The organism is Rhizobium sp. AQ_MP, from assembly GCF_014237835.1.
GTDB lineage: Bacteria > Pseudomonadota > Alphaproteobacteria > Rhizobiales > Rhizobiaceae > Allorhizobium.
Window position 1 is genome coordinate 123,216 of sequence record NZ_JACJVI010000012.1, and the last position, 24,814, is coordinate 148,029.

Genomic DNA, 24,814 nt, shown 5'->3' on the forward strand with positions numbered 1-24,814 from the left:
GGGAGACATCGATGAAAAGCACTGATAATCGCGCCGGCCTCGGCTTCCTGGTCCCGACGATCTACATTATCTTCCTGCTCCTGCCGATCTACTGGCTCGTCAACATGAGCTTCAAGACGAATGCTGAGATCACGGGCGCCTTCTCGCTCTGGCCCGCCAACCCGACACTTGCCAACTACGTCGTGATCTTCACCGATCCGTCCTGGTACAAGGGCTACATCAACTCGATCATCTACGTCTGCATGAACACCGTGATCGCGGTCGCCGTCGCGCTGCCGGCAGCCTATGCCTTCTCGCGCTATCGCTTCCTCGGTGACAAGCATCTGTTCTTCTGGCTGCTGACAAACCGCATGGCGCCGCCGGCGGTCTTCGCTCTGCCCTTCTTCCAGCTGTATTCCGCCTTCGGCCTGATCGACACCCACATCGCCGTTGCCATCGCGCACTGCCTGTTCAACGTGCCGCTCGCCGTCTGGATCCTGGAAGGCTTCATGTCCGGCGTGCCGAAGGAGATCGATGAGACGGCCTATATCGACGGCTATTCTTTCCCGAAGTTCTTCGTGAAGATCTTCATGCCCCTGATTGCCTCCGGCATCGGTGTCGCGGCCTTCTTCTGCTTCATGTTCTCCTGGGTGGAGCTTTTGATTGCTCGCACGCTGACCACGACGGATGCAAAGCCGATCGCCGCCATCATGACCCGCACCGTCTCCGCGTCCGGCATGGATTGGGGCGTACTCGCCGCAGCCGGCGTGCTGACCATCATCCCGGGTGCGCTCGTCATCTATTTCGTCCGCAACTACATCGCCAAGGGCTTTGCCCTGGGCCGCGTCTGAGGAGGTTTCCATGGACTTTTCATGGATGGCATGGACCACGCCGACCGCGATCTTCTTCATCGTGATTTTCTGCCTGATCCTGTCGATGGCGGTCTGGGAGTATATCGCCCCGGGCGGCAATCCGCGGATCGGCATCCTGCGCTTCGAAACCACCCGTGGCGACCGTCTTTTCGTGTCGCTGCTCGGGTCGGCGTTCATCCATCTCGCTTGGCTCGGTCTCGTTGGACCGAACCTGTGGTGGGCTCTTGCTCTGTCCGTGGTCTACGCCATCGGCGTTTTCCGCTACGTCTAGAGCAGACAAGACGGGGTGGCGGCGGGAGGTCGCCATTCTCGAGACTGCAAACCGAATGCAATCGCAACCTTAGGGAGGACATAATGCGAAAGCACCTTTTGACGACGACGGCCGCCATGCTTCTTGCCATGACGGGCGTAGCCTTCGCCGATATGGAAGCGGCGAAGAAGTTCCTGGATGCCGAAATCGGCGACATGTCGGCACTGGACCGTGCCACGCAGGAAAAGGAAATGCAGTGGTTCATCGATGCCGCGAAGCCTTTCGCCGGCATGGAAATCAAGGTCGTTTCTGAAACCATCACCACGCATGAATATGAATCGAAGGTCCTCGCTCCGGCCTTCACCGCCATCACCGGCATCAAGATCACCCATGACCTGATCGGTGAAGGTGACGTCGTCGAAAAGCTGCAGACGCAGATGCAGTCGGGCGAAAACATCTACGACGCCTACATCAACGACTCCGACCTCATCGGCACCCACTGGCGCTACCAGCAGGTCCGCAACCTGACCGACTGGATGGCGAACGAAGGCAAGGACGTCACCAGCCCGACCCTCGACATCGATGACTTCATCGGCAAGTCGTTCACCACCGCTCCGGACGGCAAGCTCTATCAGCTGCCGACCCAGCAGTTCGCCAACCTCTATTTCTTCCGTTATGACTGGTTCAACGACGAAAAGAACAAGGCAGACTTCAAGGCCAAGTACGGCTACGACCTCGGCGTTCCCGTCAACTGGTCCGCTTATGAAGACATTGCCGAATTCTTCACCGGTCGCGAAATCGACGGCAAGAAGGTCTTCGGCCACATGGACTACGGCAAGAAGGACCCGTCGCTCGGCTGGCGCTTCACCGACGCCTGGCTGTCGATGGCCGGTAACGGCGACAAGGGCATCCCGAACGGCAACCCGGTTGACGAATGGGGCATCAAGGTTGACGAAAACTCCCGTCCGGTCGGCTCCTGCGTCGCCCGCGGCGGTGACACCAACGGCCCTGCCTCCGTCTACGCCATCGAGAAGTATCTCGAATGGATGAAAAAGTATGCCCCTCCGGCTGCTCAGGGCATGACCTTCTCTGAATCCGGTCCGGTGCCGTCGCAGGGTGAAATCGCTCAGCAGATGTTCACCTATACCGCCTTCACCGCCGACTTCGTCAAGGAAGGCCTGCCGGTCGTCAACGCGGACGGCACGCCGAAGTGGCGCTTTGCTCCGAGCCCGCATGGCGTCTACTGGAAGGACGGCATGAAGCTCGGCTATCAGGACGCCGGTTCTTGGACGCTGATGAAGTCCACCCCGGAAGACCGTGCGAAGGCTGCCTGGCTCTACGCACAGTTCGTCACCTCGAAGACGGTTGACGTGAAGAAGAGCCATGTCGGTCTGACCTTCATCCGTCAGTCGACCCTCGACCACCAGTCCTTCACCGATCGCGCACCGAAGCTCGGCGGTCTGGTCGAATTCTACCGCTCGCCGGCTCGCCTGCAGTGGTCGCCGACCGGCACCAACGTTCCGGACTATCCGAAGCTCGCTCAGCTCTGGTGGCAGGCAATCGGTGACGCTTCTTCGGGCGCCAAGACCGCCCAGGAAGCCATGGACTCGCTCTGCGCCGAGCAGGAAAAGGTCCTTGAGCGTCTCGAGCGCGCTGGCGTCCAGGGCGATATCGGACCGAAGCTCGCCGAGGAAAAGACCCTCGAAGAGTGGAACGCCGACGCTGTCGCCAAGGGTAACCTTGCTCCGCAGCTGAAGATCGAGAACGAGAAGGAAAAGCCGATCACCGTCAACTACGACGAACTGGTCAAGAGCTGGCAGAAGTGAGCCGGATCATTCCCTGATCATTGACAACTGCCGGGGCGAAATCTACGCCCCGGCTTCTTCAATTAAGGAGTCTCAGCCTGATGAGCGGTTACATTCTGGCCATCGACCAAGGAACGACCTCGACACGCTCGATGATCTTCGATCACGAGATGCATATCGTCGGCGTCGCCCAGCAGGAGTTCACCCAGCATTTCCCGGATTCCGGTTGGGTCGAGCATGATGCGGACGAGATCTGGCAGACTGTGCTTGCGACCATCGAAAAGGCGGTCGCCGCTGCCAGGATCAAGATCGGCGACGTGACGGCGATCGGCATCACCAACCAGCGAGAAACCGTTGTCGTCTGGGACCGGAAAAGCGGCAAGCCCGTCCACCACGCCATCGTCTGGCAGGACCGCCGCACCGCCCGTTTTTGCGACGAACTGAAGCAGAAGGGCCTGGAACCGCTCTTCACGAGCAAGACCGGCCTGCTGCTTGATCCCTATTTCTCAGGCACCAAACTGTCCTGGCTCCTCAAAAATGTCGACGGCCTCAAGGCCCGCGCGGAAAAAGGCGAGATCTGCTTCGGCACGGTCGATAGCTGGCTCATCTACAAGCTGACCGGCGGCAAGGTTCACGTGACCGATGCGACCAATGCCTCGCGCACCTTGATCTACGACATCAGCGCCAACCGCTTCGACGACGAGCTTCTGTCAATCCTTGAAATTCCCGCCGCCGTGCTGCCGGAGGTCAAGGATTGTGCCGACGACTTCGGCATCACGGATGCTGCCGTGCTCGGCGCCGCAATCCCGATTCTCGGCGTCGCAGGCGACCAGCAGGCTGCCGTCATCGGCAATGCCTGTTTCGAGCCGGGCATGATGAAGTCGACCTACGGCACGGGCTGCTTTGCGCTTTTGAACACCGGCCCCGACCGCGTCGCTTCGTCCAACCGTTTGCTGACGACGATCGCCTATCGCCTGAATGGCGAAACCACCTACGCCCTTGAGGGCTCGATCTTCATCGCCGGCGCGGCCGTCCAGTGGCTTCGCGACCAGATGGGCTTTGTGAAGGTCGCCTCCGAAACCGATGCGCTGGCCAGCAAGGCTGATCCGCATCAGCGTGTCTATCTTGTGCCAGCCTTCACCGGCCTCGGCGCACCACACTGGGATGCCGACGCCCGCGGCGCCATCTTCGGCCTGACCCGTGGAACGGGCCCGGCCGAATTCGCCCGTGCCGTGCTCGAAAGCGTCGCCTACCAGACCCATGATCTCCTGGAGGCGATGAAGAAGGACTGGAACGGCAGCGCGTCGAAGACGGTTCTGCGCGTCGATGGCGGCATGGTGGCGTCCGACTGGACGATGCAGCGGCTGGCCGACATCCTGGCCGCCCCTGTCGATCGTCCCGTCGTGCTGGAGACCACGGTTCTCGGTGCAGCCTGGCTCGCAGGCTCCCGCGCCGGCCTCTGGCCGGACCAGAAGGGTTTTGCCGCGACCTGGCGGCGCGACCGCCGCTTCGAGCCGGGCATGGATGTGGACGAACGGGAAGCCGCGATTGCCGGCTGGCAGGACAGCGTCTCCCGCTGCCTGACCACCCGCTGACCTATTTGTCGATCAGCGCGACCAGAGTCTCCAGCCGGTCGGCATCCCTGGGCAGCTTGTCCTGGCGCAGACGGGCGATGCGGGGAAACCGCATCGCGACCCCCGACTTGTGGCGGGTTGAGCGTGCCAGTCCCTCGAAAGCGACCTCCACCACAAACCCGTGTTCCGGCTCGGCCCTGAGAGCCCGGACAGGCCCGAACCGATCGACAGTATTGTTGCGGACGAAGCGGTCGAGGATCTCGAGTTCCTCGTCGGTGAAGCCGAAATAGGCCTTGCCGACAGGCACGAGAACATCCCCTTCCCCGGCGATCGCCGTCCAGACACCGAAGGTGAAGTCGGAATAGTAGCTCGAGCGCTTCCCGTGCCCGCGCTGCGCATACATCAGCACCGCGTCGGCATTCATCGGGTCGCGCTTCCACTTGAACCACGGTCCCTTGGCGCGCCCGGCCTGATAGCTGCTGTCCAGCCGCTTCAGCATCACCCCTTCGATCACGGGATCGGGTGGGGTAGCGCGCAGTTGCTCCAGTTCTTCCCACGTCGAGAAGGAAACCAGCGGCGAGAGATCGAAACGTCTGGGCTCCTGCCGCTCGACGAGCGCGCTTAAGCGTTCGCGGCGTGTGAGAAAGGTCTCCGGTCGCACATCGGCGTCGCCGTCGAACATAATGTCGTAGGCGCGGATGAAGACCGGATAGTCCTCCAGCATCTTGGAGGTGACTGTCTTGCGATTGAGCCGCTGCTGAAGATCCGAGAAGGTTCGCGTCGGCGCATTTGTCCGGGATGTACCACCGACGAGCAGTTCGCCGTCGATCACGCCCTCGAACTGTGCTGCCTCGATGATGTCAGGAAAAGCCCCCGAGATGTCATCGCCGGAGCGGGAATAGAGCCTGCTCTTCCCGCCGGAACAGGACAGCTGCACGCGAATGCCGTCCCACTTCCACTCGGCAGCGAAGTCCTTCGGATCGAGATTGGGAAGATCCCTGTCCTCGACCGGCGTCGAGAGCATGACCGAATGGAAGATCGCCCGCGTCGACAAGACAGGTTTTTCGACCCTGTTTTCCAGCCAGGCGAACAGCTCGGTGTAAGGCGGTTTCAGCCCATGCCAGAGGCTCTCGATATCGACGACATCCTTGTCGCCGTAAAGTGCCAGCGCCTGCTTGGTCAGCCTGGCAGACACCCCGATCCTGAGCCCCCCGGTCACGAACTTGATGAGCGCGAACCGCTCGGATGTGTCGAGCCTGTCGAAGAGGTCGCGCATGACTGACCGCGTCTCGTTACGCCCAAGCCGCTGCAGCCGCTCGACGATCTTGGAAAGGCTTTCAAGATCCTGATCGCTTTCGGCCTCTGGTGCCTGCGGATCCCAGACGAGCGAGATAGTCTCGGCAAGATCGCCGACATAGTCGTAGGAATACTGAAACAGGATCGGGTCCATCCGCTCCAGCACCAGCTCCTTGAGCAAAGCGGGCTTCACCCCTTTGATGTCGAGACCGTCCGTCAGCGCCGCCAGCGCATAGCCGCGATCTGGGTCTGGCGTGTCGCGGAAGTAATCAGTGAGCAGAGTCAGTTTGCCGTTGCGGCTCGGGGTGAGAACCAGGCGGTCAAGGAGGCGGGCAAAGGCCTTCATCTCAATCCCCCTCGTCTTCGTAGCCAACGAGATGCAGAGGTCGTGCCGAAATGCCCTCGAGTTCGCACCAGCGCACCAGCGCCTCCTCCCGGCCATGGGTCACCCAGACCTCCTGCGGCCCGACCTCGCGGATCGTATCGAGCAGTTCCGGCCAGTCGCAGTGGTCGGAGATGACGAGCGGCAGTTCCACACCCCGTTGCTTCGCACGCTGACGCACCATCATCCAGCCGGAGGCAAAGATGGCGAGCGGATCCTCAAAGCGTCTTGCCCAGCGATCGTTGAAGGCAGATGGAGGCCCGATCACCACCGCGCCTTTCAACGCTCCGGACTTCTTGTCTTCGGTTGTTGCAGGTCGAAGCTCTCCGAGCTCCACGCCCTGCTCGGTGTAATAGTCGCAAAGCTTGGCCATCGAGCCATGGATATAGATCGGCTTCTCGTAACCGCCGCGGCGGATCAGCGAGATCACCCGCTGCGCCTTGCCCAGCGCATACGCACCGATCAGATGGCTGCGTTCGGGAAACTGATGCAGGGAGGTCAGAAGCTTCTGGATCTCCAGCCGAGGGTCCGGATGATGGAACACGGGCAGTCCGAAGGTTGCCTCGGTGATGAAGACATCGCAGGGAACCGGCTCGAAACTGGCGCAGGTGGGGTCCGCTCCACGTTTGTAATCGCCGGACACGACAATCCGCGTCCCCTGTGCTTCGATCTCGATCTGTGCGGACCCCAGGACATGCCCGGCCGGATGAAAGCGGATGGAAACCCCGTTGATCACATGGGTCTCGGCAAAAGCGGCGCTCTGCGACGTGCCGCAGAAGTCCGCGCCGTAGCGGATCGCCATGATATCGAGTGTCTGTTTTGTCGCCAGAACATGAGTGTGTCCGGACCGTGCATGGTCCGAATGGCCATGCGTGATGAGCGCCCGTCCGACAGGCCGGACCGGATCGACATAGAAGTCGCCGAGCGGACAATAGAGCCCGCCGGGAGTCGGATGAAGAAGAAGGTCCGGCTTGATCATGCCGAAAACATAGGGCGGCGCTTCAAGCGCTGCCAGCCATCAGTTGGTGGCAAAACGCGATACCGCCAGATAGCCCGCTGCCGAAGCAGTGGCCGACAGAAATGCACCCCAGGCCATGTCAACCAGGCTGACCTGCAGCGACCAGCCCTTGAGTGTCGCCAGATTGGTCATGTCATAGGTGCCATAGGCGAGAAGCCCGAGCAGGGCACCGTTGATCAGTGCCGTCAGGATGCTGCCGGCGGAGACGGCAGGCATGACAGCGAAATAGACAAGGCCTACGACATAGAAGAGATAGAAGATGCCCGCGGCTGCGAAGTTCGGCGTTGCAAGCAGGAGCGCGCCAATATGCTCCCGGTAGAAACCGATCGCAATGCGCGTCAGCCAGAGATAATCGAGTGCAAAGAAGACCACGGCCGTCGAGACATAGGCGATAACATAAGGCATTGGTCTTCCCCTTGGGCCGGGCGGGTGCCCGGCCAACACTCAGATTCCCAGAACCGGCTGAACCAGACGGACCAGCAGACTCTTGAACTTCAGCGGCGCATCCGTGACCGCCAGACAGATGCAGTCCTCGTCAGGGGTCGCCACCGGCTGATGTGTCAAAGTCTCGTCCGCTTCCTCGATGTCGCCGCGCTTGAACACGGTCGCACCATCGGTGAACGCGCCCTTCAGCACAAGCGTCAGTTCGCGACCGCCATGCGAGTGCTCGGGCACCGGCTTGCCGGCCGGGATCTTCAAAAGGCGCACCTGGCTTTCGCTGTCCCCGGTCTTGATCGGAATATGATAGGCCCCGCGACCAAGCGCCTTCCACTTCAGCCCCTCGACGTCACTGCCGAGATAGGAGCGGAGCGGCTCCGGTAGAACCGGGATGTCTGCAGGCGCCGCGACGCGTGTCGCTGCGACTGCGCGCGACGGTCCCTGCTCCCTGAGCTTGGCCTTCATCATGGCCCAACTGTCATCTGCAGAGGCAGGTTCGCTTGCCTTGACTTCGGTCGCCTCAAGAAGCTGGCCGCCAGTATGCTCCATGAACGACAGCCGGTCACGGCAGGACGGGCAGAGGGCCAGATGCGTCGCGACAGCAATGCTCCAGCCCTCGGCCAGATTGCCGGTGGCATAATCGAGCAGCAGTTCGTCGCTGATATGGTGTTGGACGTGGAGGCTCATGCACGCTCCTCCAAAGCTGCGCGCAGCTTCGCGAAGGCGAGGCGGATGCGCGATTTCACGGTTCCCATAGGCAGGCCGAGTTCGGCTGCGATCGTGCTGTGGGATGCTTCTCTGTAGAATGACATTTTGAGGAGTTCGAGCTGTTCGGGTGGTAGGGTTTCCATGGCGCGGCGAAGGCGGTCTGCCTCCTGCTTGCCTTCGTATTCGACATCGGCTGCGGGGACGTCATCGGGAACGAAGGCTGGATCCGACGGGTCGAAGGTCGGTCGTCGCTCGCGCCGGAAGGCGTCAATGCGTTGATTGCGAGCTATCGTGAAGATCCAGCTGGAGACATTGCCGCGGGTCGGGTCGAACTGCTCGGCCTTGTTCCACACGGCAAGCATCGTCTCCTGCATCAGTTCCTCGGCAGCCTGCCCGTCACGGGCAAGCTTTGCCATGTAAGCGCGCACCTTTGGACCGTAATACTTGAAAAGCGTCTCGAAAGCCTCGATGTCTCTATCGCGGCCGACGGCGGCCAGAAGCTGCGAGAAGTTACGCTGGTCCAGTTCTTCCACAGACTCGGTCATCGAAACGCTTTTTTTCCCTCGTTTGAGCGGCGCAACGACCTGTTGCCGCGCAGTCCGCCCGGGGTCATTGTGGCACGCATCTGCCGAGATGTGTATCGCGTTCATCATGAGCCGGTCTACGCCGGAGCGCTTCGCCCGGATCACTTCGTGTGAATTTATTCGTGTCGATCAATCCATTGAGATTTGCCTTGCGTAATCAGGCACAAACCCATTGGATGGAACGATTGGCAAAGGGCGGGTAATGGACACTGGTACGACGAAGGCCGCATTCGGCGGTAAACGCAGGATCGCGGTCATCGGATCGGGTATTTCAGGTCTTTCCTGTGCCTGGTTGCTCTCCAAGACCACCGATGTGGTTCTTTATGAGACTGAAAACCGACCAGGCGGTCATTCCAACACCGTCTTGGCGCCGGGCAGCCGCAAGGACATCCCGGTCGATACCGGCTTCATCGTGTATAACGATCGCAATTATCCGAATCTGGTGAAGCTCTTCGAACACCTCGACGTGCCGACCCTGCCGTCGAACATGTCGTTTGCAGCCTCGCTCGGCGGCGGTGCATTCGAGTACTCCGGATCAGGGCTTTCAGGCCTTCTGGGTCAGAAGTCGAACATCTTCCGCCCGCGCTTCTGGAAGATGGTCAAGGACATCCTACGCTTTTACAAGGAGGCGCCCGCCCTTCTGGAACGTCGCGAGCTCGAGGGTGTGTCGCTCGGCGACTACCTCGCATCCGCCGACTATGCGCCCTCCTTTGTCGAGGATCATCTTCTACCGATGGGTGCCGCCATCTGGTCCACGACGGCATCCGAGATGCGTCTCTATCCGCTGCACGCCTTCATTCGCTTCTTCGCCAACCATGGCTTGCTGGTGCTCAAGGATCGCCCGCGCTGGAGAACGGTCAAGGGCGGCAGCCGCGAATATGTCGCCCGCATCCTCGCCGATTTCGACGGCGAAGTGCGCCTCGGCACGGCCGTAACCGGCGTTCGTCGCGGCATTTCCGGTGTTGAGGTGACAGATATACATGGCCGTGTCGATGCCTTCGATGATGTCGTGCTGGCCACCCATGCCAACCAGAGCATCGACCTGCTCGAAGATGCCGACACGCAAGAGCGTGAAGTGCTGGAAGCCTTCCAGTACACGCCGAATCTCGCCGTTCTGCATTCGGACGAGAACTTGATGCCGAAGCGGAAGGCCGTGTGGTCGAGCTGGAATTATGTGGCGGAAAAGCAGGCCGATGCCAGCGAGACGCTCTGTGTCACCTATTGGATGAACATGCTGCAGTCGCTTGATCCGGCAACGCCGCTCTTCGTGACGCTTAACCCCTGCCGCCCGATCGATCCGGGCAAGATCATCCAGACGTTCAACTACGAGCATCCGCTGTTCGACGTGGCGGCGATCCGCGCCCAGCGTCGGGTCTGGCAGCTGCAGGGGCGTCGAAACACCTGGTTTTGCGGCGCCTATTTTGGCAGCGGCTTCCACGAGGACGGTCTTCAGGCGGGCCTCGCCGTCGCTGAGGCGCTCGGTGGTCTACGCCGCCCTTGGTCTGTCGAAAACGAGTCCGGCCGCATCGTGATCGGCCGCCAGCTCGAGGCCGCTGAATGACCTTGAATTCCGCGATCTATGCGGGACATGTGCTGCATGTCCGCAGCCGGCCCAAAAAACACAGCCTTCGTTACAGCGTCTTTTCGCTCCTCGTCGACCTCGACGAGATCGACCAGCTGAACAAGGGCCTGCGCCTATTCGGCTATAACCGGGCAGCCCTCTATTCGGTTCACGATGTCGACCACGGCAATGGCCGCACCGGCGAGCTGAGAGCATGGGTCGAAGAGCGCTTGGCGGCAGCGGGGCTCGAAGGCTCGGGCTGGAAAATACGGATGCTCTGCTATCCGCGAATCCTGGGTTATGTATTCAATCCTCTGACGGTCTACTTTTGCTACAGCCCGGAAAGCGAGCTGGCTGGCGTGCTTTACGAGGTCTGCAACACCTTCAATGAACGCCACACCTACGTCATTCCCGTCGAAGGCGATGGCAACACGATCCTTCGGCATCGCTGCGCCAAGGAGATGTACGTCTCACCCTTCATGCCGATGAATTGCGAGTATAATTTCCGCATCAGCCCGCCTTCTGACGATGTCGCCATCAACATCGGCGAAAATGATCCCGAGGGGCCGCTGCTGTTTGCAACTTTTTCCGGTCGGCGCCGTCCTTTGTCGGACAAGGGCTTGTTGCACATGGCGCTGAAGTATCCTTTGATGACTCTCAAGGTGATGGGGGGCATTCATTGGGAGGCACTGAAGCTCTGGTGGAAGGGAGTTCCGATCTATCGACACAAGCCCGCCGCAGCCAGAATAGCCTCCACGATCGTTGTGCAGAATGGGATGAACAAGTCATGAGTCACGCTGAACAGGAAATGCACCCTGTCGTTAGCTCTCTCACATTCTGGCAGCGGATGATGTGCCGCTGGGCCGATCGCATCGCCGTCGGCCGGCTGACCCTGCAATTCGAAGGCTATGGCGAGCATGTCGCCATAGGGGCGGATGCAGGTCCGAATGCCGTCCTCTGCGTGCGCAATGCGAGCCCGGTCCTGCGCATTCTCACCAATGGCACGCTTGGCTTTGCCCAGTCCTTCATCGATGGCGATCTGGATTCGCCCGACATCGGCGCTGTCCTTGAGTTGGCGCTGGCCAATGAAGCGCAGCTCGGTCGGGTTCTGGCATCCTCCTCGATCTTCATGACCCTTGCGCGCCTGCGCCACAGACTTCGCCGCAATTCCAGGAAGGGCAGCCGGCGCAACATCGCCTACCACTACGATCTGGGAAACACCTTCTACGGCCTCTGGCTTGATCGCACGATGACCTATTCATCGGCGCTCTACAACCAGCCCGGCATGACGCTTGCCGATGCACAGGAAGCCAAATACGCCCGCATCGTCGACGAGCTGAAGATCGGTCCGGATGATCATGTGCTGGAAATCGGCTGTGGGTGGGGCGGCTTTGCCGAACACGCGATCCGCAAGACCGGTTGTCGGGTGACGTGCCTGACACTGTCCACCGAGCAGGCGAAGTTTGCCCGTGAGCGCTTGGAAAAGGCCGGTTTCGCCGACCGCGTTGACATCCGCCTCGAAGACTATCGCGACTGCCGCGGCCAATATGACAAGATCGTCTCCATCGAGATGTTCGAGGCCGTGGGCGAAGAAAACTGGCCGGTCTATTTCAAGACCGTACAGGAGCGCCTCGTCTCGGGCGGCCAGGCCTTGATCCAGACGATCACCATTGATGAAAGCCGCTTCGACTACTATCGCCGTAGCGCCGACTTCATCCAGACCTATATCTTCCCCGGCGGTATGCTGCCGTCGGTCACCGTCTTCGAACGGGATGCACAGGCTGCAGGACTGTCAGTTGGAGATCGCTTCCGTTTTGGCCGCGACTACGACCGGACACTGATCGCCTGGGACAGCGCGTTCACCGCCAATTGGCAGAAGATCGAGCCGCTCGGCTTCGACCGTCGCTTCTATCGCATGTGGCGGCTTTACCTGCACTATTGCTCAGTTGGCTTCCGTTTTGGCCGCATCGACGTCGTACAGTTCAGGCTGGACAAACCAGCCTGAACATAACCCACGCATGAGGTTGTCGACGTTCTGGCTCACGGCCTGGGCCGAAGCATCTTGCGCGTCAGAGCAAAGCGCAGGCCGTGTGGCAGGGCGTGCAGAAACCGGATCGCAAGCGCCATCTTCCAGGGGAAGATGATCTCGAACTTGCCCTTTTCCAACCCCTTGGCGATTGTGTCTGCGGCTTCCTCGGAAGAAATCAGGAATGGCATCGGAAAATCGTTCTTCTTCGTCAGAGGTGTATCAACAAAACCCGGGTTGATGATGGTCATCTTGACGCCATGCCGCTCCAGCTCGGGATAGAGCGCTTCGCACATGACGTTGAGCGCTGCCTTGGTCGCTCCATAGGTTGCCGCACCAGGCAGGCCGACATAGCCCGAGACCGAAGCGACCACCGCGATATGGCCGCGGCCGCGAGCGATCATGGCCGGCATGACGGTGTCCAGGCACGAAGCCGTGCCCAGCACGTTCAATTCGAACATCTGGCGTGTGCGGGCGCTATCGAAATCCTCCGCGTAGTCGCGCGTGTAAGAACCGGCGGCAAAGACGGCGAGATCGACAGGACCCATCTCGCTTTCGATCCGCTGGAACACCTGTTTCACGGCATCGGGCTGCGTCACATCGAGCGGGTAAACTCCAACCTTGCGAGGATGGGGCGCGGCAATTGTAGCAAGGCCTTCTTCACTGCGCGCGCTGACGGCGACACGATATCCGTCGCGCACAAGCCGTTCGGCAAGTGCGCGACCGATGCCGGTGCTGGAACCGGTAATCCAGGCGATTTTGGTCATGGCATCCTCTTGTTTCTGTCATGACCAATACGCCGCAGGACCTCTTACGGTTCAGGCGGACCAGCGCCCCAGCAGCGAAAGCCCCTCTTCCAGGAGCGCGGCAGCACTCGCCTTGTCTGCCGCCTCGACATAGCAGCGCATCTCCGGGGCATTGCCCGATGGGCGGAAATGGATGACGCGACCATCGGCCAGCGTCACGCGCAGCCCGTCGATATCGCTGACCGTCGCCAGCTCGCCGAGCGGGGCGAGAAACGCGGACAACTGTTCTCGCGAAGCCCTCAGACGCGCCATCAGCGAGGTGCTGCGTTCGCTCGCATAATTCTCCAGGCGATCGCTGAGCGCCACGGGCAGACTGAAATCCTCGACCAGCTGCGACAGCGACAGTCCCCGTTCAGCGGCGGTTCCGAGCACCGCCATTGCCGGCAGGAAGCTGTCCCGGGTCGGAAGCGCCGTAATCAATTTCTCCCCGAGTGTGAAATCGGAACCGAGCATCAGGCCGCCATTGGCCTCGAAGCCCAGCACGCCTGTTTCGCCGGCCGCGAGCGCATCTTCCATCGCGGCGATGACAAAAGGCGACCCGACCCGTGTGCGGCGAACGACGAAGCTCCCGTCCTGTTCAAGACCGGAGTTTGAGGTGACCGGCGTGGCGACGACCTTTGCGCCCAGGAAGCGAGAAGCGATCAAGCCAAGCAGGTCGCCGCGCAGCGGCACGCCGTGTTCATCGGCCACAAGCGGCCGGTCTCCGTCGCCATCCGTCGAAAGCACCGCATCGAGTGCAAGTTCGTCCGTCCACTGGGCGAGCTTGACCACGGTGTCTGGGGAAACGGCTTCCGTATCGACTGGAATGAACTGCTCGGAGCGTCCCAATGGGAAGACGGTCGCGCCAAAGTGCTTGAAGACCGTGACGAGCATGTCCCGAGCCACTGAGCTGTGCTGGTAGACGCCGATCCGCTTGCCTTCAAGGGCATCGGGCGCGAGCATGCCGAGATTGCGGTCGATGAAGAGCTTGGTGGCTTCCGCTTCGCGATCCTCGCCGGATCCCGCCTCGACCCGGTTTGCGCCTTGGTCGGCGTGAAGCTCTTGCGCCAGGCGAGTAATGGCCTCTTCATCGGCCTTGTTGATCTCGCCGTCAGGCCGGTAGAATTTGATGCCGTTTCTATCGGCAGGGATATGGGAGCCCGTAACCATGATGCCGGCTGCGCCGATCGAGGCACCATAAAGGGCGAGCGCCGGGGTCGGGATTGTTCCGCAATCGATGGGATGCAGACCGAGTCGCTTCACGGCCGCCAGGATCGTTGCGGAAATCTGCGGACTGGAAGGACGAAAGTCGCGACCCACAACAATGGGCGCCCCAGGTTTCAGAGCACCGCTGTCCAGCATGTGCCGCGCAAAGGCTGTCGAATAGAGTGCGGAAACCGAGCCGACCAGATCTGTCGAAAGCCCTCTCAAGCCACTTGTTCCAAACTTCACCGTCATCATTGCCTCCTGAGCGTCTTTCCGACAGAAGGCCTTATATGGCCCGGCGACCCGATGCATCAAGCATAAGCGGGCTGCGAGCACGTCGATCGCGGGGAGCAAGTGGATAAACGAAAAGAGCCTGGCGCGGGAGGAGGATGCGCCAGGCTCTTAAACTTGATCGGCAATTGGGAGGAGGAGGAGTATTGCCGATCCTACCGAGCGGCGCTGGGAGGAGGAGTGCGCCGCTTCGATGGTTTTGTTATACGCCCGCTGCCCGATCCTGCCAAGCGCGCTTGTTGCAACGCAGCAGTGCGAAAAACGCATGGCTGGTGCCCCGTCGGATGAATCAGTGCCGCGATTCTTGTCCAAAAAGGCTTTCATATCTTTCGCATTGACGCAATTCTGGGAAAACGAAAGCGCGTTTGCGTAGCAATTGAGCAAATCTACACGCTGCTTAGCAGTTTCTCATGCATCTATCACAAGGCTGTGAGCGCCCCGATCATGCATCGACGGCCATGGGGAGTGCCGGGATGGTACGTGGATGTGCTTTGGTCTATAGCGGATTGACGAAAAAACATGACGTCCGGAGGCGCCAATGACGACCATTCGCTATCACGAAGGTGACATCTCTGCACAAGATGCCGCTCGTTATGTGGATGCGGTCGCGATCGACACCGAAACCTTGGGCCTCGTTCCACGTCGGGATCGCTTATGCGTGGTGCAGCTTTCGCCGGGCGATGGGACAGCTGACGTGATCCGCATCGCAAGGGGGCAGATCACAGCTCCCAACCTGACGGCGATGCTGACCGATCCTGCACGACAGAAGATCTTCCATTATGGTCGCTTCGATATTGCGGTCCTCTTCCAAACCTTTGGCGTGACGACGACCAACATCTTCTGCACCAAGATCGCCTCGCGTCTCAGCCGGACCTATACCGATCGCCATGGACTGAAGGACAATCTCAAGGAGCTGCTCGAAGTGGATATCTCCAAGGCGCAGCAATCCTCTGATTGGGCCGCCGAGACCTTGAGCCAGGCTCAGCTTGAATATGCCGCATCCGATGTGCTCCATTTGCATGCTCTGCGGGAAAAACTGATCCAGCGCCTGGTGCGTGATGGCCGCATGGAGCTTGCGGAGGCTTGTTTCGCTTTCCTCCCGACCCGGTCAAAGCTGGACCTGCTTGGTTGGGAGGAGACCGATATCTTCGCCCACAGCTGACAGACAATCGTTGCCTACCTTCTGCGGTTGACCCCGACACGTGCCATGACATCCGCAGGTATGGCATAGCGACGGATCATGTCGGCCTGATTCCGCAACCCGCAGAGCTCTCGCTGAACCATCAGCGCGAACACGGCATCTGCCGCATCGTGAAGCAGGTTATCGAGCCCCGCCTTGCCCTGATCGCGCGCGCGTGAAAGCGTGGCAAGCGCTTCCTCGGCCTTGCGGCCTGCCCGTGCGAGCGCGTCCGCTTTCTCACCGGCCAGTTCGATGTCAAGCGGCGTCAGGGCCTGACTGGAAGCCGACGACAGCAGGGAAGCAGGGGGCCTGAAGCTCATGCCTAGATCTTCTCATGGATGAGAATTGATGGGACGTTGGCGCTATTCGCCAAGGATTCGTTAACCGAGACTTCGCATCATCCCCGCATACAAATCGGTGGCAAAGAGGGGACTTTCAAGTCTCCCGCATTACAGAAGCGTTGATCAGGCGACCATGATGGAAGCATCCAGTATCCTCCTTGAGCCCATGTCGAGCAATCCGTTCAACGATGATGTCCAGCTGATCGACTCATCCTATGAGCAAGCTGCGGTGGAAGAAGGTCCGCGATACGCCCCGGCCAACTGGCTCGATGCCTTCATCGTCGATGAGCGCAGCCGCTCCGATGAGGCTTTCGGGGAGCGCGTTCCACTCCCCTCTGACGAGGCCGGCCTCTATCCGAGTTACATGCGCCTCGTGGATTGATGCCTGATCTCGATGATAGGGACCCATAGGTTGCGATCATCGATTTGGTCATCTGTTAACGCGGCAGGCTGGCAGCCGTCGCTCTTGCCCGAATTTCGTCCAGGCTCCAGTCTATCATCAGCGATCCGTCCTGCCAGACGGGCTGCAGAAGATTGCTCCTGTTGCCGAGATCCTGCAGCGGGATGGCCACAACGTCGTAGCCATCCGCAATAGCGGCCACCCGACCCGCCATCGGCGCCTTCTCCTGCGGATTGGAGGGACGTCGCGCGATCGGATGCCATTGTCCGCCATCATCCTGCACGGCGCTCGTGCGCATCGTGAACGACATGGTGTCTCTGTTGATCTTGTGCAGCAGTCCCGATCCCATGCCGAAGGAAATGTTCTCGGCCGAAAAGCCCATGCCTTCCAGGCGGCCAAGGATCATCTGGATGTCCTGTATCGACACCCCGTCTGCCTGGATGACCCGGACATTGCCGTCGAGCACCTTGAATCCCTTGCCGTTCAGCCGGGTGCCGAAGGCGTAGGCGAGTTGCGCGACCACCTGGACGGGGGTGTCGATCGGATCACCGCTGTCGGGACGCACGACCAGCACGCCGCCGGCGGCACGTACCTTTGTCTGCAGCTTCTTGCCCCAGATTTCCGAGACGGCATTGTGCAGGTCGAAACTGTCGGAAACGACGGAATAGGCGCCGAAGCTCGCGAAGTTGTCGATCATGTTGGAATAGGCTTCCGCCTCACGCGACTGTCCCCAGGCGATGATGGTTCCGTGCTCGGCTGCTGGGATCGAATAGGCCGGCATCGAGGCGCTGTAGAAGCGGCGTGCCTGAAGGATGGCCGGGAGCGAATCCGAGCTGTTGAAATGCACGAGATGCGCCGCGCCGCCGATGGCGGCCTGCTCCGTGCTCGAGGTGCTGCGGCAGCCATAGTCGCTGATGCGGCTCGGCTGTAGTCCCGCCGGATCGTCGGTTGTCCTGTCCAGAAATGGCTGGATCGCAAGACGCAGCCGCCAGGCCGTTGTCGCAACGGTCGAGGGATACCAGACAGCTCGCAAAAGGGCCGTCTCCATATAGGACGTAAGCCAGGGCACGCGCGGATCGGTGTTGACGACCTGCATGACAGGAACACCACGGCGAATGGCCATGCCTTCCGGCAGCGCCTCGATCCTGAGTGGCAGGACGCCGCCATGCGTCTTCAGGATATGCTGCCAGCCACCGCGATCGAAGGGCTGGCCATGGGCGCGTGCAACCTCCTCCGCCTCGTCGATATCAGCACTCGTGATCGGCCTGGACAGGTATTGTTTAAGGAACATCTGCAGCCCGAAGAACATCACTTCCGGGCGGAACGAATTGCCTCGGGTCGTCACGAAGGCGCTCACTGCGCGCGTATTCTGCGGATACTGAAGAAAGACGCCAAGCTTGTAGCTGTCGGTGTTCAGAAGAAGATTGTCTGTCATGCTTGGGCCTGTGATTGCTCGATTCGGCTGTTGTGCGCCGCACGTCCATGATCCACCCCTATCTATGCGCGAGGCTGGAGTGGGCGTCACTCCACTTATTTAGGGGTTCGTTAACCGTAATGCGGGAGGATCGAGGATCGGCGTCCGCCGACGATGTGAGCGTTCCGCTTCATGCCGTCATGGTGATCGACCGACCTTGAAAAATCCCGAGGCACCAGAACCGGAGAGGTTGCCTATGCTTCCTCCAGTCCCTGCGTCCCCTGCAACCTTTACGGCGGCCGAGCCACGGCTGCGTCCGGATCCGTCGGCAACGCCTCGACCGGTGACGCCTCCTGCGCCAGCGCAGGCGACAGGCCTGAGCCAGAATTCGACCATCGCAGGACAGCTCAATATCATGCTGCTCTCTGGTCCCCAGCGCATGTCTCAGAACCTCGCGACGCTCGCAGAGGTATTGGGCAATGCCCTGAAGCTCGAGCGACGACCGGAAGAGGGCCTGAACGACTATATGGCCCGCCTTATCGAGAGCATTGCAAATCTGCCTCAGGCCGATCGCCTCCGGCTGCAGAAGCTCTTGACCCAATCCTTTGCCGGACTGCAGCTGCGCACGCTGCTGGAGGCCATGGCCACCCCCTCCGGGCCGGAGCGTGCCACGCTCGCACTCTATCTCGAACTCTATCGCCAGACCGACAAGGACGGGGCGATGCGTTCGGTGATTTCGTCTTACCGTGAAGTTGCTGCCGAAGGTCGAGGCGGCGCGCTAGGTCCGAGCCGTCCCGCCGCCGCCAATGATAGCAGCCGGCCGTCACCCGATCCTCAACGGATAGCGCAGCCCACGGTCGATCCAAGTCAGCCGCAGAGGATGCCTGGAGGCGACATCCGGGGCAGGGGAGACATCGGCTCCTCCTCTTCCGCGCCGCTGGCGCGTACGGCGCAGGACGCCACAGTCTCGCCCAGGGGCGCGGCTCCATCGTCGCCCTCCCTGCCGATTGACCTGGAAACCCCCGGCGAACTCCGTGCGGCACCGCGAAATGGATTGACTGCCCAGCCGGATCCGAAAGCCGCAATCACAAGGCAGGCAAGCGGAGCACCGGAAGGGGATGGCCGCTCCTCTGCCTTGGCCGACGCTGCCCAATCGCGTGCAAACGGCCGTGAGCGGCTTCCGGCCGTACCAAACATGCCGACAGGTGAGGCCGACCAACCGCTCGAGGACCGCCTGCGACCATCCGCAGATCGATCCGCAGCTTCGGCCATCCCGGCGATGCCTGCCCAGCCGCAGACCCGGCCTTCTGTGTCTCCCCCGACAAGCTGGCTCGCCGAACTGTTCGAAACGGATTTCGTCCGCACCCTCTTGCAGCTGAAGACGCTGCCTTTCGATCCCCAGGCGGCAGCCAGACCTTCGGGCCCGCCAGGCTCAGAGAAAACCGTCGCCGAGCAGCCTTTGAAGGATGGCGCAGCCGGCAAGACTCTCGGCAGCGCTGCCGAAGAGGCTGCGCAGACGCCCGAAGCCGCCACCAGGAATCCTGCGGACGAGCGTTCGCCGCCTCTCCCCATTGCCGTGCCCGAGCAAGCCTTGCTCCGTAATCCCGTTGTCCGCGACGGAATGCCTCTGCCTTTCGTGCCCTATCTGATCGCTGACGACGACGAGATGGAACGTGTTGAGGAGAAGGAGGAGGACAGTCAGGGCACGGATGATGAGGAGACGGGTCGGGATGCCGGCGAAGAGGCCGAGGATCAAGATCCGGACGCGGCCAGCGAGGTGCAGTCTCCGGCCCCGGTAACCACGGCAATCGCTGCGGCCGCCGCCGAGACGACCGTCGCCGAGACGCCATTGCTGCTACCGCCCTCGGATCAAGCCCTGCAGTTCCAGCCGGAGCCGGCCCACGAGCTCTATCTCCGCATGGCCGGACTCACCTGAAACTCTCAAGAACGACAAAAAACCCGCCGGGAGCGATCCCGGCGGGTTCTTCATTCACTCAACAGCGAGGATTAGTCGTTGTTGCGGTTCTTCAGGGCTGCACCCAGGATGTCGCCGAGCGACGCGCCCGAGTCGGACGAACCGAACTGAGCAACGGCTTCCTTCTCCTCTGCGATCTCGAGAGCCTTGATCGACAGCATGACCTTGCGGTCCTTCTTGGAGAAGTTGGTGACGCGGGCGTCGACAACCTGACCAACCGAGAAACGCTCCGGACGCTGCTCGTCACGGTCACGCGAAAGGTCGGCGCGACGGATGAACGAGGTGATGTCTTCGTGGTTGACGAGCTTCACTTCGATGCCGCCATCGTTGATGCCGATGACTTCGCAAGAGACGACAGCGTTCTTGCGCAGGTCGCCGGACTGGGCAGCTTCGCCGACCGAATCACGGCCGAGCTGCTTGATGCCGAGCGAGATGCGTTCCTTCTCGACGTCGACGTCGAGAACGACGGCCTTGACCACGTCACCCTTGTTGTACTCTTCGATGACCTGCTCGCCCGGACGGTTCCAGTCGAGATCCGACAGGTGAACCATGCCGTCAACGTCGCCTTCGAGGCCGATGAACAGGCCGAATTCGGTCTTGTTCTTGACTTCGCCTTCGACTTCAGTGCCGGCCGGGTGGCTGTAGGCAAATGCCTGCCACGGGTTCTCGAGGGTCTGCTTGAGACCGAGCGAGATACGGCGCTTCGACGGATCGACTTCGAGAACGACGACGTCTACGTCCTGCGTGGTCGAAAGGATCTTGCCGGGATGAACGTTCTTCTTCGTCCAGGACATTTCCGAGATGTGGATGAGGCCTTCGATGCCCGGCTCCAGCTCGACGAATGCACCGTAGTCGGTGATGTTCGTGACGGTACCGGAGATCTTCTTGCCGACCGGGTACTTGGCAGCGATGCCATCCCACGGATCCGACTCGAGCTGCTTCATGCCGAGCGAGATGCGGTGGGTTTCCTGGTTGATGCGGATGATCTGAACCTTGACCGACTGGCCGATGGACAGGATTTCCGAAGGATGGTTGACGCGGCGCCATGCCATGTCGGTGACGTGCAGCAGGCCGTCGATGCCACCGAGGTCAACGAACGCACCGTAATCGGTGATGTTCTTGACCACGCCGTCAACAACCTGGCCTTCTTCGAGGTTCTGAACGATTTCAGAACGCTGCTCGGCGCGGGACTCTTCAAGAACCGTACGACGCGAGACAACGATGTTGCCGCGACGCTTGTCCATCTTGAGGATTTCGAAGGGCTGCGGGTTGTGCATCAGCGGGGTGACGTCGCGGATCGGACGGATGTCGACCTGTGAACGCGGAAGGAAGGCAACGGCGCCGTCGAGGTCAACCGTGAAGCCGCCCTTGACCTGGTTGAAGATGACGCCTTCAACGCGCTCGCCAGCTTCGAACTTGGCTTCGAGCTTGATCCAGCTTTCTTCGCGACGAGCCTTCTCGCGCGACAGAACAGCTTCGCCGAGAGCGTTTTCGATGCGCTCGACATAAACTTCGACTTCGTCGCCGACCTTCAGCGAACCGTCCTTGGCGCGTGCACCGAATTCCTTCAGAGCGATGCGGCCTTCGACCTTCAGGCCGACGTCAACGATGGCGACGTCCTTTTCGATGGCCGTGATGATGCCCTTGGCAACATAGCCTTCGGCCAGATCGGTCTTGGCAAAGGATTCCTCGAGGAGGGCTGCGAAGTCCTCGCGCGACGGGGTAGAAACAGACATGAAATCTCCTAGTCGCATCCCACTGGATGCGTGAGCGCCGGGGGTTGGTGTTGATCTTGGCCGGCAACCGATCCGCTCTTCAAAAGAGCAATTCCGGCGCGGGGACTGGATGTCGGCCCTCAGGCGCCGGCTTTGCCGACCCCTGGTCACTTCATTTTGTCAGGGCAGCGTCGATGAGAGCCTTCGCCGCCAAGAATGCGGCCTCTATACTCATTTCAGACGTGTCTAGCAAGTGCGCGTCATCCGCTGGTTTCAATGGGCTGTCGGCGCGTCCCATGTCGCGCTCGTCGCGCTTCTTCACGTCCGCAAAGATCGCCTCGAAATCGGCCTGGGCCCCCTTCGACAGGATTTCGTCATAGCGACGTCTTGCGCGCACCTCGGGCGAGGCCGTGACATAGAGCTTTACGGGCGCCTCGGGGCAGACGACCGTACCGATATCGCGTCCGTCAAGGACAGTGCCGGGTGCGCGTTTCGAAAAGGTTCGCTGGGCCTCCACGAGGGCCCGGCGAACCGCCGGCATGACGGCGATCTTGGAGGCCGCCTCGCCGATCTCATGGGCAGAGAGTATGTCCCGGTCGAGCCCGGCAAGCTCCACGGCCAGAGCCATCCGCTCGGCAATCGCCTCGTCATCGAGCGGCAGGCCTGCATCGAGAAGCGCCTTTGCGGTCGCCCGATAGGTGAGCCCCGTGTCGAGATGGTGGAAGCCGTAGGTCTCCGCGATCCGGCGCGACAGCGTCCCCTTGCCGGCTGCAGCCGGTCCGTCGATGGCGATGATCATCCGGCCCTCTTCCATTCTGCCTGTCATGTCCTCGCTGATACAAATCTTGGATGGGATTGCCAAGCGATGCATTCGATCGGCAGCTTGCCAAAATACCTGCGCAGATTGCCTTTGACAGGACGTGCGCCAGCGATTAAGGGGACCGACTACAGTTTGGCCGGCCTCGCGCCGGGCGCTAGGCGCATGCCCTTAATCTTCACGACTTCATGAGGCTTTGACAGTGGCGAAGGCAGAACTTGGAACGAAACGCACTTGCCCCGACACCGGCAAGAAATTCTACGACCTGAACAAGGACCCGATCGTGTCGCCGTACACGGGCAAGTCCTGGCCGCTTTCCTATTTCGAGGAAACCTCGGTCGCAGCCATCATGGAAAAGGCTGAAGAAGAGGACGTGGCGGAAGTCGATACCGAAAACACCGATGTCGAGCTCGTCTCGCTCGAGGACGGCGACGACGCTGCCGGCGGCGATGATCTTCCCGATATGGGCGATGATGACGTCGAGATCGATGGCGACGACGACGACACCTTCCTCGAAGCCGACGAAGACGATGACGACGACGACATGTCCGGCCTCATCGGCGTCACCGGTGACGATGACGAAGTCTGAGAATTCAAACATTTCGGGCCCGGGCACAAAAAAATGCCCGGGCTTTCATTTTTCGGCTTGCCATCTCCGATAACCGGAAGTATCAAGCCGCCACCCCGACGGAAGCGCTGCTTTCAAGGGGTTCCCGGAGCCGGAAACATACCCGGTACCCTGATGGGGCTATAGCTCAGCTGGGAGAGCGCTTGCATGGCATGCAAGAGGTCAGCGGTTCGATCCCGCTTAGCTCCACCAAATTTCTATAGCCCTCAGACTTTTTAATGAAATGAAAAGGCTAGGCCGGAGTTCGAGGTCTTGCTTAGACCAATTCAGACCAATCGTTAAGACCAAGTTCGAATTGGCTGCCGGCACGCTGCTTCGGCTCGGCCGCAGCGTTAGTGCGCGCGACGTCTGTGGGTGGTTGCTTCGCCGCAAGTACTTGAGAATTGTGTGCGTCAAGTGCAACTTGTGGTGCTGACGATTCTCAGCAGCGGGGGGCGACATGGTGGAAGACGAGCAACTGGTCTTTATTAGCTATACGTCCGGCGACCGCGATCGTGTCGAGCCAATCGCCGACGCCCTTATCGCATCTGGCGTAGATGCGTGGATGGACAAGAAGCGATTAAAGGCAGGTCAGAACTGGGATTTCGAGATTCGCAGGGCGCTGGACAAGGCTGCACTTTTGGTCGTCTTCATTTCAGACAAGTCTGTAAGTAAACGGGGCTATGTCCAACGGGAAATCCGATTGGCATTGGAGAAGGCAGAGGAAAAGCTGGTTGATGACATCTACCTTATTCCCGTCCTTCTCGATGAGGACGTCACCGTCCCCGATTTGATCAAAGATCTACAGTTCATCCGGTACAACGATGAAGCATTTCAGGAGCATCTGCTAGACGCCGTTAGGCACCAGCTAGAACGCCTTGGGCTCGCAATCGAGGTAGCACAGAATGAGGCCGAGATAAGCTGGCAGTTCTACAGTCATCGCGAGTTCCGCGACGGCATTCCAGGATGCGAAGCTGATTTCAGGCTGCCGCGCTTGAGTTCAACGAAACACCCGATGGTCTCCCAAATCGGAGACATCGTGCGCGGTGAACTGTTTCTGGAATTGGCGGACTTACGGCATGAAACTCTCCTACCTGATCCGGAAGCGTTCAATTTCGGTCAAGACAAGTATAGGCGCACCCACACCTTCGACGCGTCTCCACAGACACCCAAGATCAAAGGACGCATACTGTCATTGGCGTATTGGTTGCATAGCTACTACGCTAGGGCAGCGCATCCCAATCATGGCATCAAGACGTATTGCTTTCTCGTGGACCCACTCTGCTGTATTCGTAGCTTGGAGATGATCTTTGCGGATGCAACAGCTGCTCTAGATACTATTCGAAGCGAGGTTCGGTCCCATCTTATTGCCCTGCAAGGGGAAGACGGGGATGAGTACGTAGATCGAGACTGGATTGAACGTGGAACCGAAACGTGGAATGATTTTCAGGCATTCACTTTCGAAGAAAAAGGAATTGTGGCCTGCTGCCGGTTTTTCGGACACCGAGTTAAGCTAATCCCACCTTTGTTTCAAAGTCATTGGGGCTGAGATAGCCCAGTGTCGAGTGGCGGCGCTTCAGATTGTAGAAG

Annotated in this window: 22 protein-coding genes, 1 tRNA gene and 1 pseudogene; 13 read left to right on the plus strand and 11 right to left on the minus strand. The window is 60.3% G+C overall.

From position 1 onward, the window contains the following. Positions 1-11 precede the first annotated feature (11 nt). The 4 genes from H6M51_RS17460 (at position 12) to glpK (ending at position 4,501) form a co-directional block, all read left to right on the plus strand. Positions 12-830, plus strand: coding sequence for a carbohydrate ABC transporter permease (locus H6M51_RS17460; RefSeq protein ID WP_185811104.1), 819 nt, complete (start codon positions 12-14; stop codon positions 828-830). A gap of 10 nt (positions 831-840) precedes the next feature. Beyond that, positions 841-1,122 carry a DUF2160 domain-containing protein gene (locus H6M51_RS17465; protein ID WP_185811105.1) on the plus strand — a complete coding sequence of 94 codons (282 nt, stop codon included), beginning with the start codon at positions 841-843 and terminating at the stop codon, positions 1,120-1,122. Positions 1,123-1,205: 83 nt separating this feature from the next. Beyond that, positions 1,206-2,927 carry an ABC transporter substrate-binding protein gene (locus tag H6M51_RS17470; RefSeq protein ID WP_185811106.1) on the plus strand — a complete coding sequence of 574 codons (1,722 nt, stop codon included), beginning with the start codon at positions 1,206-1,208 and terminating at the stop codon, positions 2,925-2,927. Positions 2,928-3,007: 80 nt separating this feature from the next. Continuing rightward, entirely contained in the window at positions 3,008-4,501 is a 1,494-nt protein-coding gene (glpK, locus tag H6M51_RS17475) for a glycerol kinase GlpK (protein WP_185811107.1), read from the plus strand. 1 nt (position 4,502) lies between these two features. Here glpK and H6M51_RS17480 read toward each other — a convergent pair whose 3' ends face one another. From H6M51_RS17480 to H6M51_RS17500, 5 genes are read right to left on the minus strand one after another with little or no spacing between them, the layout of a single operon-like run. Next, positions 4,503-6,122 carry a cisplatin damage response ATP-dependent DNA ligase gene (locus H6M51_RS17480; RefSeq protein WP_185811108.1) on the minus strand — a complete coding sequence of 540 codons (1,620 nt, stop codon included), beginning with the start codon at positions 6,120-6,122 and terminating at the stop codon, positions 4,503-4,505. Between the two features lies 1 nt (position 6,123). Continuing rightward, positions 6,124-7,137: a ligase-associated DNA damage response exonuclease gene (locus tag H6M51_RS17485; protein WP_185811109.1), complete on the minus strand. Its 1,014-nt coding sequence runs from the start codon at positions 7,135-7,137 to the stop codon at positions 6,124-6,126. A gap of 39 nt (positions 7,138-7,176) precedes the next feature. Beyond that, positions 7,177-7,581 carry a DUF2177 family protein gene (locus tag H6M51_RS17490; RefSeq protein ID WP_185811110.1) on the minus strand — a complete coding sequence of 135 codons (405 nt, stop codon included), beginning with the start codon at positions 7,579-7,581 and terminating at the stop codon, positions 7,177-7,179. 39 nt (positions 7,582-7,620) lie between these two features. Beyond that, the gene (locus H6M51_RS17495) at positions 7,621-8,301 is read right to left on the minus strand and encodes a ChrR family anti-sigma-E factor (RefSeq protein WP_185811111.1); all 681 of its coding nucleotides are present in this window, start codon (positions 8,299-8,301) and stop codon (positions 7,621-7,623) included. Next, positions 8,298-8,867, minus strand: coding sequence for a sigma-70 family RNA polymerase sigma factor (locus tag H6M51_RS17500; RefSeq protein ID WP_185811112.1), 570 nt, complete (start codon positions 8,865-8,867; stop codon positions 8,298-8,300). The genes H6M51_RS17495 and H6M51_RS17500 overlap by 4 nt, the downstream gene beginning before the upstream one ends. 241 nt (positions 8,868-9,108) lie before the next feature. Here H6M51_RS17500 and H6M51_RS17505 point away from each other — a divergent pair, with 241 nt between their 5' ends. Genes H6M51_RS17505 through H6M51_RS17515 form a run of 3 tightly spaced genes read left to right on the plus strand, consistent with a single transcriptional unit; the run spans position 9,109 to position 12,472 of the window. After that, entirely contained in the window at positions 9,109-10,467 is a 1,359-nt protein-coding gene (locus H6M51_RS17505; protein ID WP_185811113.1) for an NAD(P)/FAD-dependent oxidoreductase, read from the plus strand. Then, a complete protein-coding gene (locus tag H6M51_RS17510; protein WP_185811114.1) occupies positions 10,464-11,258 on the plus strand; it encodes a DUF1365 domain-containing protein in 795 nt (264 codons plus the stop codon). The genes H6M51_RS17505 and H6M51_RS17510 overlap by 4 nt, the downstream gene beginning before the upstream one ends. Then, a complete protein-coding gene (locus tag H6M51_RS17515) occupies positions 11,255-12,472 on the plus strand; it encodes a cyclopropane-fatty-acyl-phospholipid synthase family protein (RefSeq protein ID WP_185811115.1) in 1,218 nt (405 codons plus the stop codon). The genes H6M51_RS17510 and H6M51_RS17515 overlap by 4 nt, the downstream gene beginning before the upstream one ends. Before the next feature lie 35 nt (positions 12,473-12,507). On the opposite strand, the gene H6M51_RS17520 is transcribed toward H6M51_RS17515, so the two are convergent. After that, positions 12,508-13,260, minus strand: coding sequence for an SDR family oxidoreductase (locus H6M51_RS17520; protein ID WP_185811116.1), 753 nt, complete (start codon positions 13,258-13,260; stop codon positions 12,508-12,510). A gap of 51 nt (positions 13,261-13,311) precedes the next feature. Beyond that, positions 13,312-14,736 carry a phosphomannomutase gene (locus H6M51_RS17525; protein WP_185811117.1) on the minus strand — a complete coding sequence of 475 codons (1,425 nt, stop codon included), beginning with the start codon at positions 14,734-14,736 and terminating at the stop codon, positions 13,312-13,314. A 577-nt stretch (positions 14,737-15,313) separates the two neighbouring features. Here H6M51_RS17525 and H6M51_RS17530 point away from each other — a divergent pair. Next, a complete protein-coding gene (locus H6M51_RS17530; protein WP_185811118.1) occupies positions 15,314-15,937 on the plus strand; it encodes a ribonuclease D in 624 nt (207 codons plus the stop codon). Positions 15,938-15,951: 14 nt separating this feature from the next. Here H6M51_RS17530 and H6M51_RS17535 read toward each other — a convergent pair whose 3' ends face one another. After that, positions 15,952-16,275, minus strand: a complete 324-nt coding sequence (locus H6M51_RS17535) for a DUF6665 family protein (protein ID WP_185811119.1) — start codon at positions 16,273-16,275, stop codon at positions 15,952-15,954. Between the two features lie 157 nt (positions 16,276-16,432). Between H6M51_RS17535 and H6M51_RS17540 the strand changes: the two genes are divergently transcribed. Then, a complete protein-coding gene (locus tag H6M51_RS17540; protein WP_185811120.1) occupies positions 16,433-16,678 on the plus strand; it encodes a hypothetical protein in 246 nt (81 codons plus the stop codon). Between the two features lie 55 nt (positions 16,679-16,733). On the opposite strand, the gene H6M51_RS17545 is transcribed toward H6M51_RS17540, so the two are convergent. Beyond that, complete coding sequence (locus H6M51_RS17545) at positions 16,734-18,131, minus strand: nicotinate phosphoribosyltransferase (RefSeq protein WP_185811121.1); 1,398 nt, start codon at positions 18,129-18,131, stop codon at positions 16,734-16,736. A 235-nt stretch (positions 18,132-18,366) separates the two neighbouring features. Here H6M51_RS17545 and H6M51_RS17550 point away from each other — a divergent pair, with 235 nt between their 5' ends. Then, a complete protein-coding gene (locus H6M51_RS17550) occupies positions 18,367-20,046 on the plus strand; it encodes a hypothetical protein (protein ID WP_185811122.1) in 1,680 nt (559 codons plus the stop codon). A 71-nt stretch (positions 20,047-20,117) separates the two neighbouring features. Here the strand turns inward: H6M51_RS17550 and rpsA are convergent, their stop codons facing one another. Then, the gene (gene rpsA / locus H6M51_RS17555; RefSeq protein WP_185811123.1) at positions 20,118-21,821 is read right to left on the minus strand and encodes a 30S ribosomal protein S1; all 1,704 of its coding nucleotides are present in this window, start codon (positions 21,819-21,821) and stop codon (positions 20,118-20,120) included. A gap of 151 nt (positions 21,822-21,972) precedes the next feature. Beyond that, positions 21,973-22,599 (minus strand): (d)CMP kinase, encoded by a 627-nt coding sequence (gene cmk / locus H6M51_RS17560; protein ID WP_246780551.1) that lies wholly within the window; start codon positions 22,597-22,599, stop codon positions 21,973-21,975. A gap of 220 nt (positions 22,600-22,819) precedes the next feature. Here cmk and H6M51_RS17565 point away from each other — a divergent pair, with 220 nt between their 5' ends. From H6M51_RS17565 to H6M51_RS24680, 3 genes and pseudogenes are all read left to right on the plus strand, one after another. Then, entirely contained in the window at positions 22,820-23,206 is a 387-nt protein-coding gene (locus H6M51_RS17565; RefSeq protein ID WP_185811124.1) for a TIGR02300 family protein, read from the plus strand. Positions 23,207-23,361: 155 nt separating this feature from the next. Continuing rightward, positions 23,362-23,437 (plus strand) — tRNA-Ala (locus H6M51_RS17570). 247 nt (positions 23,438-23,684) lie between these two features. Continuing rightward, a pseudogene (locus tag H6M51_RS24680) lies at positions 23,685-24,050 on the plus strand (toll/interleukin-1 receptor domain-containing protein); the annotation flags it as partial. Positions 24,051-24,814: the final 764 nt, after the last annotated feature.

What these genes read in the sequence shown, in the direction of transcription:
- H6M51_RS17460 (WP_185811104.1), top strand. Translation starts at nt 12, where the DNA reads ATGAAAAGCACTGATAATCGCGCCGGCCTCGGCTTCCTGGTCCCGACG.
- H6M51_RS17465 (WP_185811105.1), top strand. Translation starts at nt 841, where the DNA reads ATGGACTTTTCATGGATGGCATGGACCACGCCGACCGCGATCTTCTTC.
- H6M51_RS17470 (WP_185811106.1), top strand. Translation starts at nt 1,206, where the DNA reads ATGCGAAAGCACCTTTTGACGACGACGGCCGCCATGCTTCTTGCCATG.
- glpK (WP_185811107.1), top strand. Translation starts at nt 3,008, where the DNA reads ATGAGCGGTTACATTCTGGCCATCGACCAAGGAACGACCTCGACACGC.
- H6M51_RS17480 (WP_185811108.1), bottom strand. Translation starts at nt 6,122, where the DNA reads ATGAAGGCCTTTGCCCGCCTCCTTGACCGCCTGGTTCTCACCCCGAGC.
- H6M51_RS17485 (WP_185811109.1), bottom strand. Translation starts at nt 7,137, where the DNA reads ATGATCAAGCCGGACCTTCTTCTTCATCCGACTCCCGGCGGGCTCTAT.
- H6M51_RS17490 (WP_185811110.1), bottom strand. Translation starts at nt 7,581, where the DNA reads ATGCCTTATGTTATCGCCTATGTCTCGACGGCCGTGGTCTTCTTTGCA.
- H6M51_RS17495 (WP_185811111.1), bottom strand. Translation starts at nt 8,301, where the DNA reads ATGAGCCTCCACGTCCAACACCATATCAGCGACGAACTGCTGCTCGAT.
- H6M51_RS17500 (WP_185811112.1), bottom strand. Translation starts at nt 8,867, where the DNA reads ATGACCGAGTCTGTGGAAGAACTGGACCAGCGTAACTTCTCGCAGCTT.
- H6M51_RS17505 (WP_185811113.1), top strand. Translation starts at nt 9,109, where the DNA reads ATGGACACTGGTACGACGAAGGCCGCATTCGGCGGTAAACGCAGGATC.
- H6M51_RS17510 (WP_185811114.1), top strand. Translation starts at nt 10,464, where the DNA reads ATGACCTTGAATTCCGCGATCTATGCGGGACATGTGCTGCATGTCCGC.
- H6M51_RS17515 (WP_185811115.1), top strand. Translation starts at nt 11,255, where the DNA reads ATGAGTCACGCTGAACAGGAAATGCACCCTGTCGTTAGCTCTCTCACA.
- H6M51_RS17520 (WP_185811116.1), bottom strand. Translation starts at nt 13,260, where the DNA reads ATGACCAAAATCGCCTGGATTACCGGTTCCAGCACCGGCATCGGTCGC.
- H6M51_RS17525 (WP_185811117.1), bottom strand. Translation starts at nt 14,736, where the DNA reads ATGACGGTGAAGTTTGGAACAAGTGGCTTGAGAGGGCTTTCGACAGAT.
- H6M51_RS17530 (WP_185811118.1), top strand. Translation starts at nt 15,314, where the DNA reads ATGACGACCATTCGCTATCACGAAGGTGACATCTCTGCACAAGATGCC.
- H6M51_RS17535 (WP_185811119.1), bottom strand. Translation starts at nt 16,275, where the DNA reads ATGAGCTTCAGGCCCCCTGCTTCCCTGCTGTCGTCGGCTTCCAGTCAG.
- H6M51_RS17540 (WP_185811120.1), top strand. Translation starts at nt 16,433, where the DNA reads ATGGAAGCATCCAGTATCCTCCTTGAGCCCATGTCGAGCAATCCGTTC.
- H6M51_RS17545 (WP_185811121.1), bottom strand. Translation starts at nt 18,131, where the DNA reads ATGACAGACAATCTTCTTCTGAACACCGACAGCTACAAGCTTGGCGTC.
- H6M51_RS17550 (WP_185811122.1), top strand. Translation starts at nt 18,367, where the DNA reads ATGCTTCCTCCAGTCCCTGCGTCCCCTGCAACCTTTACGGCGGCCGAG.
- rpsA (WP_185811123.1), bottom strand. Translation starts at nt 21,821, where the DNA reads ATGTCTGTTTCTACCCCGTCGCGCGAGGACTTCGCAGCCCTCCTCGAG.
- cmk (WP_246780551.1), bottom strand. Translation starts at nt 22,599, where the DNA reads ATGATCATCGCCATCGACGGACCGGCTGCAGCCGGCAAGGGGACGCTG.